3 protein-coding genes are annotated in these 2,912 nt (G+C 39.5%); 2 read left to right on the top strand and 1 reads right to left on the bottom strand.

Features of this window, described 5'->3' with window-relative positions; all coding sequences use genetic code 11:
* Positions 1-478: 478 nt before the first annotated feature.
* Positions 479-1,354 (bottom strand): MBL fold metallo-hydrolase, encoded by an 876-nt coding sequence (locus IQ229_RS21910; protein ID WP_194047353.1) that lies wholly within the window; start codon positions 1,352-1,354, stop codon positions 479-481.
* A 190-nt stretch (positions 1,355-1,544) separates the two neighbouring features.
* Between IQ229_RS21910 and IQ229_RS24330 the strand changes: the two genes are divergently transcribed.
* Both IQ229_RS24330 and IQ229_RS24325 read left to right on the top strand, forming a co-directional pair.
* Entirely contained in the window at positions 1,545-2,309 is a 765-nt protein-coding gene (locus IQ229_RS24330; RefSeq protein WP_322744045.1) for a serine/threonine-protein kinase, read from the top strand.
* Positions 2,310-2,384: 75 nt separating this feature from the next.
* Positions 2,385-2,909, top strand: coding sequence for a GUN4 domain-containing protein (locus IQ229_RS24325; protein ID WP_322744044.1), 525 nt, complete (start codon positions 2,385-2,387; stop codon positions 2,907-2,909).
* Positions 2,910-2,912 lie beyond the last annotated feature (3 nt).

Below are 2,912 nucleotides of genomic sequence, written 5' to 3'. Positions count from 1 at the left end.
ACCTTCTAGACTTTCCCGCACAAAGTCTTCCGGCTTGTTGATCAGCTTTTTCATAATCCGTGCTTGGTTAAAAGGGTGCTAAAACCCAGGTTATAGCGCTTCTAGTTTGTATGCAATAAAGTTTGACCTCTCTCTAAATCTTTCTCCTTAAAAGCTACCGTGTACACACAAGTCTTTTAGAGTGGAGTGGCTCCACAGACTTTTAATCCCCACAACCCCTCTTGAAAAACAAAGCTGTTTTATTCCCTCAAAAGCTCAAAAAAACTTGTGTTCTGAACGAAAGTCCTCGTGTTCTGAACGAAAGCCCTCGTGTTCTGAACGAAAGCCCTCGTGTTCCGAACGAAAGCCCTTGTGTGTACACCGTAGCCTTAAAGGAGAGAGACTTTAAATTTTCCTCCTTCCGGCATCGGGAAAGGGGTTAGGGGGTTAGGTTTTTCTTAAGTTTTGATATATAACCGAATAATTTTGAATTATTTGGTCAATTCAAAGATTCCATCAACTGAATACACTTGTGCATCTGCTGGTGCATGGTTTCCTTATCAGCATGAAACCTTCGCCCATGACCTGGTAGCACCCACTCAAAAGAGTAATTAGCCAAGTTACGCATTGATTTAATCTGTTCTGACCAAGAATACCAGCAGGCACCGTGGAATGCAGTCAGTTGGTGCAATCTTTCTGACCAAGCGAGATGGTCGCCAGTAAACAGAAACTTATTTTTGTAGAGTAAAACAGTTTGTCCTTTGGTGTGACCGGGAACTGGGATAATTAATAAATCAGGAGTCAAAGTAAATGCTTCTGAACCAGTTAGCTGTATTTCTACATTGCGAGTATCGGCGGTAATATCATCAGCATGGAGGATGCGATCGCACTGAAAATGCTCGGCAAATTTTTGATGATCTGCCACATCATCCTTATGAGTTAGATACATATAACGAATTGGCCCCAGTTCTTCTAAACGCTTGACTAAAGGCGGCGTAAACCGGGGAGAATCCACCAAAATGTTACCTTCTGAAAGTTGAATTAAATAGCTAGCAGCACCGTAAGATTTTTCAGAATGATAGCCGCAGTGGTAAATATTTTCTGTTACTAATATTGGAAAAGTTTGTTGAACATCTTTGATATCTTTTGGCTTTTCAACTGTGCCAATTGAACTGGTAGGACAAGCTAAAAGTGCTTGCAGTGCGGCTAATCTTTCTGTTTCATTGGTTGGTTGATGATAAACAGCCGATTGATCGTCAACATCATAAAATACTTCAGGAGCCATCCAGCGACAGGTATCACAATCAATACAGGTACTATCTACATAAAAATCGCCGTTGACATTTTGGGGACGACGCTGATTCAAATGAGCCATATTAATCCTTTTGCTTCCAGTAGATTACTGAGGAGCGATAAACCTTATATCGCTACGCTAGCAAAAGTAACTTGAGACTGTAGCCGCCACTAGAAGTAAATCCGCTCAAAAATATAAAGACTCGTGAAACCTACTAAGCATAAATTGGGAAAACTGAACATAGACACTATCTGCCGATATATTCCCAAATATGCTTTACTGTTCTAATTCCAGTTGTTCAAATCCCTTTAACCCTGATGACAATAAGTTTTGCATTAAGTGTGGACAAACACTCACACCATTATTTAGAAACCGTTTCCGAGTAATACGACTTTTGGGCGAGGGTGGATTTAGCAGAACTTACGAAGCTAGGGATGCAGATAAAATAGACGAACCTTGCGTAATTAAGCAATTTGTCCCTCAAGTTGAAGGAACGGCTGCACTTGAGAAAGCAACGGAATTATTTAAGCAAGAGGCGAAGCGTTTGTATGATTTGGGAGAACATCCGCAAATTCCCCGTTTGATTGCTTATTTTGAACAGGATAAGCGGCTTTATTTGGTACAAGAATTGATTGAAGGACAGAATTTATTACAAGAATTACAGCAGCAGGGAGCCTTTAGCGAAGAAAAGATAAAACAGCTTTTAACTGATTTATTGCCTATCCTGAAGTTTATCCATGAACGCGGTGTAATTCACCGAGATATCAAGCCAGAAAATATCATGCGCCGCTTAGATGGCAAGTTAATATTAATTGATTTTGGTGTTTCTAAACAAATTACAAAAACTTTTGTAGGTGTTGGCACAACAGTAGGAACGCCTGGATATACACCATTAGAGCAAATGCGTGGTCAAGTTTTCCCTGCAAGTGACCTTTATAGCTTAGGTGTAACTTGTATTCGCTTATTAACCCAATGTTTACCAAAGGCAGATGGTTCTGATGAACTTTATGATGCGCTCAGGGGTTGCTGGATATAGAGAAAATACTTACCACAAGGTAAAAGTATTACTCCTGACTTTGGGCAAGTTTTAGATAAGTTAATTCAGGATTATGTGAAGGAACGCTATCAATCTGCTGATGAGGTTATACAAGCTCTTAATTATGAAAATCTGAATTCATCAGTAGGGATAGATTATACAATTTTGCAAAAGTTACTAGCATCTGGTAAATGGCGAGAAGCCGATCAAGAAACTTGGAAGCTTATGCTTAAAATATCTCATCGAGAAAAAGAAGGTTATCTCAAAGTAGAAGATATCGAAAAGTTTCCCTGTCAAGACCTCTTAACTATTGATCGCTTGTGGGTAAAATACAGTAATGGGCGCTTTGGTTTTAGTATTCAAAAGCAAATATGGGATAGCGTTGGGGGAAAACCTGACTTAAATTTGGAAACCTGGAAATATTTCGGTGAGTCTCTAGGATGGCGGATTAAAAATAATTGGAAGCCTTATGAATTTCTATCATTTACATTAACTGCTCCGGCGGGACAACTACCCAGAGCAGTATGGAGTATGAGATTAGATGGAAGAAGAAAAAGACTCTCTGCCCTTACATCAAGGCTTGTAAATTGTAAAATTTAGTAG

Source organism: Nostoc cf. edaphicum LEGE 07299 (genome assembly GCF_015207245.1).
Taxonomy (GTDB): domain Bacteria; phylum Cyanobacteriota; class Cyanobacteriia; order Cyanobacteriales; family Nostocaceae; genus Nostoc; species Nostoc edaphicum_B.
This window is presented reverse-complemented; position numbering and strand designations above follow the sequence as displayed.